We start from the raw sequence: 396 nt of genomic DNA, 5'->3' as shown, positions 1-396 counted from the left end.
AATTCGACATGCGCCAAGGGCAAGAGCCGCGCCAGCAGCGCGCGATCGGCCTGGTCGAGCGGCGCTTCCGGGGCATAGCCCGCCACAAGCGCGCGGGCCTGCGCCATTTCGGCAAGGGGTGCGGTCCCCTCCCCCAGTTCCAGCCAGCGCACCACGCTGCGTTCCAGCGCGATCGCCAGGTCGAGCAGGGCAAAGCCGCGATCTGCCAGCCCGAAATCGAGCACGGCAGCCACCGCGCCGCCGCTCGTCCAGGTCAGGTTGGAGGGGTGCCAGTCGTTGTGTGTCCACAGCGTGGGCCGGGTGCGCAGCGCGCTGGCCACGCCGGGCGCATCGTGCAGCGCCAGCACGCCGGCCAGTTCATCCTGCCAGGCGCGCCCCGCTACCCAGCCGGCCAAG

Annotated in this window: 1 protein-coding gene; it reads right to left on the bottom strand. The window is 72.2% G+C overall.

Annotation, left to right across the window (positions count from 1 at the left end):
- The coding region (locus H926_RS29345; RefSeq protein WP_022677928.1) for a phosphotransferase at nucleotides 1–396 on the bottom strand (396 nt) is incomplete at both ends.

It is taken from the genome of Novosphingobium sp. B-7 (genome assembly GCF_000410615.1).
Classification (GTDB): Bacteria; Pseudomonadota; Alphaproteobacteria; order Sphingomonadales; family Sphingomonadaceae; genus Novosphingobium; species Novosphingobium capsulatum.
The sequence above is the reverse complement of the archived record's forward strand: the minus strand, read 5'-3'. Positions and strand labels throughout refer to the sequence as shown.